Below are 7,816 nucleotides of genomic sequence, written 5' to 3'. Positions count from 1 at the left end.
ATCATAAACCCACTGAACCTTTGGTGGTAAACTCATCAAAATGCTTTCAATTCTGCCGTTTGTTTTTAGTCCAAATAATGTGCCTTTATCGTGAACTAAATTGAATTCAACATAACGCCCTCGACGAATTTCTTGCCACTTTTTTTGTGCATCTGTAAATGGTAAATCTTTTCTTCTTTCTACAATTGGAACATAAGCATCTAGAAAACTATTGCCAACTTCGGTTACAAAGTTAAACCAATCTTCCATAGACATTTTTTTATCCGTTTGCTTCGCCAATTCGCTATCGCTTGTGTCTTTGCAATAATCAAAGAATAACCCGCCAATTCCACGAGCTTCATTACGATGCGTGTTCCAGAAATATCCATCGCATTGTTTTTTAAACTTTTGATAAAACTCGGGATTGTGTTTGTCGCAAGCCATTTTGCAGGTTTGATGAAAATGTTGTGCATCTTCTTCAAACAGATAATAAGGTGTTAAATCCTGACCGCCTCCAAACCAAGCCCCACCCAACCTCCCCGAAGGGGAAGAGTTCTCGTAAGGATACATTTCAAAATAACGCCAATTAGCATGAACGGTTGGCACCATTGGGCTTTTGGGATGAATGACTAAACTCAATCCGCAAGCAAAAAAATCGGCTTCATCAACACCAAACATCTTCTGCATGGCTTCTGGTAATTTTCCGTGAACCGCTGAAATGTTTACACCTCCTTTTTCAAAAACTTGACCGTTTTCTATAACTCTAGTTCTTCCGCCACCTCCGCCTGTACTGAGCCCTGACGAAGTATCAGGTCGTTCCCAAATGTCTTCACGGAATTTGGCAAAACCATCTACTTCTTCCAATTTGGAAGTGATTTGGTTTTGGAGTTGAAGTATGTATTGGTAGAATTTATCTTTCATATATTAATTTAACCTAATAATTTCAGTCGGCTAATGATTGTAACCAACTCATTTTCTTAACTGGTGACTATTTGTAACCGTTTCAAATTTATTTTCTGTAATTATTTCAGTTATACGATAATCTCGTACAACTTGATTCCTTATAATTTTATATTTTTCATAATTGAAAGAATTTATTTTTGATCAAATAGTTTTATAGCAGTTTCTTTGGTCATGGTTTGTAAGATTTTTATATATGTGTTGAATTCTTTTATTTATTTTTCACTAAATATTCAAATATAAATTGAACAGCATCTTTTTCGGATTTGAAAAATTTATCATCATAACGATTTCCTTTTTCATCTATGTTATAAAATACATATAAACCATGTATTTCTTCTAATCCTTCCCCAATATCTGTAACATATTTATTTCTTTTATTATTTGGAAGATAAATATTTTTGATGTTATTGTTTATTATCCAAATTTCAAGTTCATTGATTGTATCCATACTAATATTTATTCTAATTTATAAAAGGTTTTATCAAACCTTGCAAGAACTGCTTACTGAAATCTGCGACTGATTACTGATTATACTCCTTAACCGCTTCAACAAAAGCTTTAGCATGATCAACCGGAATATTGGGTAAAATTCCGTGACCAAGGTTTACGATATAATTGTCTTTCCCGAATTCATCAATCATTTGGTGCACCATTTTCTTGATGGTTGGAATGGGTGAAAGCAGACGACTTGGGTCAAAATTTCCTTGCAAAGTGATTTTTCCACCAGTTAGATAACGTGCATTTCTAGCGGAACAAGTCCAGTCAACACCAAGTGCTGATGCTTTAGATTTTGCCATATCGTTCAAAGCAAACCAACATCCTTTTCCGAATACAATTACTTTGGTATGTTCGGCTAAAGCTTCAACGATTTGGTTGATGTATGGCCATGAAAATTCTTGATAATCTACTGGTGACAACATGCCGCCCCAAGAATCAAAAATTTGAATGGCATTGCAACCCGCTTTTACTTTTTCTTTTAAATATAAAATGGTAGTATCGGTTATTTTTTGTAATAAAGTGTGCGCTGCCAATGGATTGGAGAAACAAAATCCTTTTGAAGTATCAAAACTTTTGGAACCTTTTCCTTCCACAGCATAACAAAAAATCGTCCATGGTGAACCTGCAAAACCAATTAATGGCACCTCATCGTTTAGCATTTCTTTAGTCAATTTGATGGCATCAAAAACGTATCCTAAGGTTTCATGAACATCGGGAACAAAGGTTTTATTCACATCTTCCATAGTACGGATTGGATTGGGTATTATGGGTCCCAAATTGTCTTTCAATTCCACGTGAATTCCCATGGCACGTGGCACTACTAAAATATCGGAAAACAAAATGGCCGCATCAGGTTTTACAATTCTTATAGGTTGCACTGTAATTTCTGCTGCTAATTCTGGGGTTTCGCAACGCGTGAAGAAATCGTATTTATCGCGCAATGCTCTGAATTCTGGCAAATATCTTCCAGCTTGACGCATCATCCAAACTGGTGGACGTTCAACGGTTTCGTTATTTAAGGCGCGAAGAAATAGGTCGTTTTTTAACATTGTTTAAAAGTTTAAAGTTTAAAAGTTTAAGGTTGTTTATCCTCAAAATCAAACTGTTTTTAATAATATTCTAGTACTTCTGCAATTACATTTTCTACCGATGGTTTATCTGCAATTATGATATTTTTTATTTTTTTATTTTCTAATGATTCAGCGGTAGTTTCGCCTATGCAAAAACAAGTTTCATCTTTTATGGTGTTCAATTTCAAATAACTTTCAACCCCTGATGGACTGAAAAATAATATTCCATCCAACTTACTTTTTATTTTTTTGGAAGTGATGTTGGTTTCATAAACTTCTATTTCGTTGAATGTTATTCCGTTTTCTTTTAAGGTGTCTGGTAAAATAGCTCTACGCAAATTTCCGCAGAAAAAGGTATAACTCTCTTTGTTATAAATCAATGAAATGATCTCTGCCAAATCTGAAGCGTAACCTGTATAAGCAATAACATTAAACCCATTTTGAGTTAATAAATCCTTAGTTTTCATTCCCACTGAAAAGACATTTTTACTTTTTAGTTCGTTGCATTTAGGATGTTGTAAAATACTTTGAACAGCGTTTTGACTGGTGAAAATAAGTGCCTCCCCCAACCCCTCCAAAGGAGGGGAGAGAAATGTAGTTTTTATAAAATCTTCTTCTATGAGCTGAATATTGGCATCTAACAAAAGTTGCTTTTGATTTGGCAAAAGTTTTTTTGTGGATACTATGTTGATTTGTTTTGTCATTATTTTTGGAACACAGATTTAAAAAATTTTAGAAATTTAATTTTTTAAAGCATTTTTTATCTCCGCCATTAATTCTTTTCCGCCATTATTCAAAATTTCTTGTGCCGAATGATATCCTAATTTTTTCCAATCTTCAATTGGCACTTTTTTCTTGATTTCTAGTTTTTGTTTTCCGTCAAGCGAAAGTAGATTTCCTTCAAAGGTAATAGTGTCATTTACTTGGTCGTATTTTGCCAAAGCACCAATTGGAGCAGTACACCCGCCTTCTAACGTTCTTAGAAATTGTCTTTCTATATAGGTGCATATCTCAGTTTCGATATCATTAAGTTGTGAAACGGCATCAATGGTAAAATTGTCATTTTCCATGGCTAAAACAACCATTGCACCTTGAGCTGGCGCTGGAGTCATCCAATCGAGTGCCTCCCCAACCCCTCCAAAGGAGTGGTTTTTTATTTTAAAAGATTTTGCCCCCTCTCCTTTAGTGAGGGATGGGGTGAGGCCTAATCTCTCTAAACCTGCTGCTGCAAAAACAGCTCCGTTCCACTTGTTATCATTAAGTTTTTGCATTCGGGTATTCATATTTCCTCTCAAATCAACAACGGTATGATTGGGATATTTATTGAGCCATTGGGCTTGACGACGTAAACTTCCTGTTGCGATTGTTGCTTCTTTTTCTAGAAAATCGACGTTCCCTTTGTGAACTAAAATATCCAAAACATTGGCTCTTTCTAAAACTGCAGCTTGAACAATTCCTTGTGGTAAAGCAGTTGGCACGTCTTTCATAGAGTGCACCGCAATATCAATTTGCCCATTGATCATGGCAATGTCTAACGTTTTAGTGAAAATTCCGGTAATGCCGAGTTCGTAAAGTGGTTTGTCGAGAATGATATCGCCATCCGATTTTACGGCAATGATTTCGGTTTTATATCCTAAATCGTTTAGGGATTTTTCTACCGTTTTAGCTTGCCAAAGTGCAAGTTCGCTATCACGAGTTCCTATTCTGATTGTTTTGGTCATTTTATTTAGAAGAGGTTTCTATCTGAAATATTTTCTCAATCCATTCGATGCTTTCGTCCACCATAGTGTTATCGTCTTTCAAATGACTGGCAAAATGATTGGTAATTTTTTGTATAATTCTTGTGCTTATTAATTCCGCTTGTTCTTCGTCAAAATTGGATATTTTTTTTCGTTGAACATTTAATTCTGCTTCTTTAATTGAATTAAGTTTTTCTTTTAACGCATGAATTGTTGGGGCAAATTTTCTTTGTTTGGTCCAAGCCATGAACTCCTCTTTAATTTCCTCAATAATTTCCTCAGCAGCGGGAATGTATTTTTTGCGATTTTCCAAAGTTTCATCGGTCATTTGCGACAGATGATCTAAGTGAATTAAAGTTACGCCATCAATGGCTGTTACATTTTCGTTTACGTTTTTTGGAATGGATAAATCCAAAATCAATAACGGCTTCTTTAAATTTAAAATGGCTTTGTCAACCGTTGGGTTTTGAGCGCCAGTGGCTACAACCAGCACATCGGCTTTTTGAATTTCCAATTGCAAATCAGCGTAATCTTTAACTACTACATCCAGTTTTCGTGCCAATTTTTCGGCAGTATCTTTTGTACGATTAATTAAGGTGATTTGCTCGTGCTTGGTATGTTTTACCAAATTTTCACAAGTGTTTCTTCCAATTTTTCCTGTTCCAAAAAGCAGAATGTTTTTATTGGCAATATCATCTACATTATTAAAAATATAACGAACCGATGCAAAAGAAACGGAAGTGGCACCCGAAGAAATTTCGGTTTCATTTTTAATTCGCTTGCTTGTTTGAATAACGGCATTCACCAATCGTTCCATAAAAGCATTAACCAAATTCATTGATTTACTTTCTACAAATGCTGATTTTAATTGACTGATAATTTCAAAATCTCCAAGAATTTGGCTGTCTAACCCAGTCCCAACTCGAAACATATAACTAACCGCTTCTTGGTTTTTATAGATGTAAGCCACTTTTTGGAAATCTTCTACGGTGCCTTGACTATTGTCACAAAGTAACTTGATTAATTGAAACGGATGCTGAGCAAAACCATAAATTTCTGTACGGTTGCAAGTAGAAGTAACGATTAAAGATTCGATGCCTTCTTTTTGAGCTTGCTCTAAAACTTTCTTTTTACCGTTATTATCTAAGCTAAATTTTCCTCTTATTTCTGCATCGGCCTTTTTGTAACTTAAGCCAACAACATAAAAAGTACTATGCTTTGATATGTTACCGTTTTCCATATTTTGCTTCTTTCATCAAGAAGCGTCAAAGTTATTGTTATGCTTACTATAAAAGTAACGCTAAAAGAACTTTTTGTGTCGCTGCGTGATATTTTTATACCCAATTGTATTTATATCGTTATTTCTTTTAAATTTGCAGTGAAATCAAGTAATCAATTCGTTCTTATATAGATTTGTTCTAAATAAATGTATTTATAAAATAGATTCTGAATCAAGTTCAGAATAAAAAAAATATCGCTATGGGTTCAAAAGAAGAAATAAAAATTGATGACGATTTTATCTTAATTCGTTTTCAGAATGATACTGATGAAGCTTCTACTTTTCAAAGACCGGTAACTTTGGGTTTGATACAATTTCACTTTGGATTAAAAGGAAGCGCAAAATTTATCTTCAATAATGGGAATTATATATTAGATCTAAAAGAAGAAAAGTGCCTATTGTTTTATAATCCCGAAAAAGAGTTGCCGCTAAATATTGAAATTGCGCCTAAATCTTGGCTAATTACCATTTTAGTTTCTATCAAAAAATTTCATGGTTTGTTTACTACAGACGCGGAACACATACCTTTTTTGAGCAAGGAAAATAAAGATAAAAAATATTATAATGATAGCGATGTTAGCCCTTCAATGGCAATTGTTTTAAACCAAATGTTTCATTACAATTTAAATCCATCTATTAAAAATTTATACTACAAAGGCAAAGGATATGAATTGTTAAGTTTGTTTTTTAACCGCAATGAAGATCCAAATGCAGAACAATGTCCGTTTTTGATTGATGAAGAAAACGTATTGAAAATAAAAAAAGCAAAAGAAATTATTATCGCTAACATGGCTGAACCTCCAAGTTTAGAAGCATTGGCAAATCAAGTTGGTCTCACTTTGAAAAAACTGAAAATGGGTTTCAAACAAATCTATGGTGATACCGTTTACGGATTTCTTTTTGATTATAAAATGGAATATGCTCGACAATTGTTAGATTCTGGTTCGTATAATGTCAATGAAGTGGGATTAAAAATTGGGTACAGTACGGGAAGTCATTTTATAGCAGCATTCAAGAAAAAATTTGCCACTACACCAAAGAAGTATTTAATGTCAATGAGTCAAAACAATTAAAAATAGGTTTCATATTTATAAAAACAAAAAATGAAAGGAGTATTATTAGTAAATCTGGGTTCGCCAGAAAGTCCAACGCCGGCAGCTGTAAAGCCGTATTTAGATGAATTTTTAATGGATAAATACGTGATTGATGTGCCGTTTTTACTACGAGCTTTATTGGTTCGTGGAATAATTCTACAAACGCGTCCCAAAAAATCGGCTGAAGCGTATAGTCGAATTTGGACTAGTGAAGGTTCTCCACTGATAGTAATTTCTAAAAAGATGCACAAAAAAGTGCAAACTTTAGTAGATATTCCTGTTGCCTTAGCGATGCGTTATGGAACAATTACAATTAAAAAAGGATTGCAAGAATTGAAACACAAAGGCGTAACCGAAGTGATGCTTTTACCTTTATATCCTCAACACGCTATGGCGTCAACCACAACTATTTTGGTATTGGCAGAAGAATTGCGCAAGGAATTTTTCCCAGAAATGAAATTCACGATTATCCCTGCTTTTTACAACAAACCCGATTATATAAAGGCATTAGCCAACTCAATTAAAAAACATTTAGAAGGATTTGATTACGACCATTTATTGTTTTCGTACCACGGTATTCCAAAACGACATATTCGTAAAACTGATGTGACCAAATCACATTGTAAAATGGATCGAACTTGTTGCAACACGCCATCGCCTGCTCATGAATTTTGCTACAGCCATCAATGTTATGAAACCACCAAACAAGTAGTGAAATTATTGGGAATACCAGAAGGAAAATACAGCCAAACCTTTCAATCCCGATTGGCTGGTGACAAATGGTTAACGCCTTACACTGATGTTGAAATCAACAAAATGCCCGAAAAAGGTATAAAAAAATTAGCGGTTGTAACTCCAGCTTTCGTTGCTGATTGTTTAGAAACTTTGGAAGAAATCGCTATGGAAGCCAACGAACAGTTTTTGCATCATGGAGGTGAAGAATTTATGGCAATTCCGTGTATGAATGATGAAGACGAATGGTGTGGTGTGGTTGCGAGTTGGATTAAAGAATTTGAAAAATAATATTGGTTTCAAGTTTAAGGTTTCAAGTTGTTATAATTCGACTGAAAACTGAAAACTGAAAACTGAAAACTGATAAAAATGGAACTCTACAACTACATAAAATCATTGCACCTCATTTTTGTTATCACCTGGTTTGCGGGTTTGTTTTATATAGTTCGTTTGTTTGTATAC

The 7,816-nt window shown here is 34.3% G+C and carries 9 protein-coding genes; 3 read left to right on the top strand and 6 right to left on the bottom strand.

Annotation, left to right across the window (positions count from 1 at the left end; all coding sequences use genetic code 11):
• The 6 genes from hemF to hemA form a co-directional block, all read right to left on the bottom strand.
• Positions 1-900 (bottom strand): oxygen-dependent coproporphyrinogen oxidase (gene hemF, locus ACK5ON_RS11070; protein WP_409822395.1); only part of this gene is annotated, 900 nt, incomplete at its 3' end.
• Between the two features lie 250 nt (positions 901-1,150).
• Positions 1,151-1,390, bottom strand: a complete 240-nt coding sequence (locus ACK5ON_RS11065; RefSeq protein WP_409822393.1) for a hypothetical protein — start codon at positions 1,388-1,390, stop codon at positions 1,151-1,153.
• Positions 1,391-1,463: 73 nt separating this feature from the next.
• On the bottom strand, positions 1,464-2,489 hold the full coding sequence (hemE, locus tag ACK5ON_RS11060; RefSeq protein ID WP_409822391.1) for a uroporphyrinogen decarboxylase: 1,026 nt from the start codon (positions 2,487-2,489) through the stop codon (positions 1,464-1,466).
• A gap of 59 nt (positions 2,490-2,548) precedes the next feature.
• Positions 2,549-3,214 (bottom strand): uroporphyrinogen-III synthase, encoded by a 666-nt coding sequence (locus ACK5ON_RS11055; RefSeq protein WP_409822389.1) that lies wholly within the window; start codon positions 3,212-3,214, stop codon positions 2,549-2,551.
• Positions 3,215-3,250: 36 nt separating this feature from the next.
• Positions 3,251-4,231, bottom strand: coding sequence for a hydroxymethylbilane synthase (gene hemC, locus ACK5ON_RS11050; protein ID WP_409822387.1), 981 nt, complete (start codon positions 4,229-4,231; stop codon positions 3,251-3,253).
• A 1-nt stretch (position 4,232) separates the two neighbouring features.
• Positions 4,233-5,489, bottom strand: coding sequence for a glutamyl-tRNA reductase (gene hemA / locus ACK5ON_RS11045; RefSeq protein WP_396172713.1), 1,257 nt, complete (start codon positions 5,487-5,489; stop codon positions 4,233-4,235).
• Positions 5,490-5,728: 239 nt separating this feature from the next.
• On the opposite strand from hemA, the gene ACK5ON_RS11040 reads away from it, so the two are divergent.
• The 3 genes from ACK5ON_RS11040 to ACK5ON_RS11030 all read left to right on the top strand — a co-directional run.
• Complete coding sequence (locus ACK5ON_RS11040; RefSeq protein WP_409822385.1) at positions 5,729-6,601, top strand: helix-turn-helix transcriptional regulator; 873 nt, start codon at positions 5,729-5,731, stop codon at positions 6,599-6,601.
• Between the two features lie 30 nt (positions 6,602-6,631).
• A complete protein-coding gene (gene hemH, locus ACK5ON_RS11035; protein ID WP_409822383.1) occupies positions 6,632-7,645 on the top strand; it encodes a ferrochelatase in 1,014 nt (337 codons plus the stop codon).
• 78 nt (positions 7,646-7,723) lie between these two features.
• A partial coding sequence (locus ACK5ON_RS11030) for a CopD family protein (protein WP_409822397.1) occupies positions 7,724-7,816 on the top strand: 93 nt, incomplete at its 3' end.

This window comes from Flavobacterium sp. (assembly GCF_046317795.1).
Lineage (GTDB): Bacteria > Bacteroidota > Bacteroidia > Flavobacteriales > Flavobacteriaceae > Flavobacterium.
This window is presented reverse-complemented; position numbering and strand designations above follow the sequence as displayed.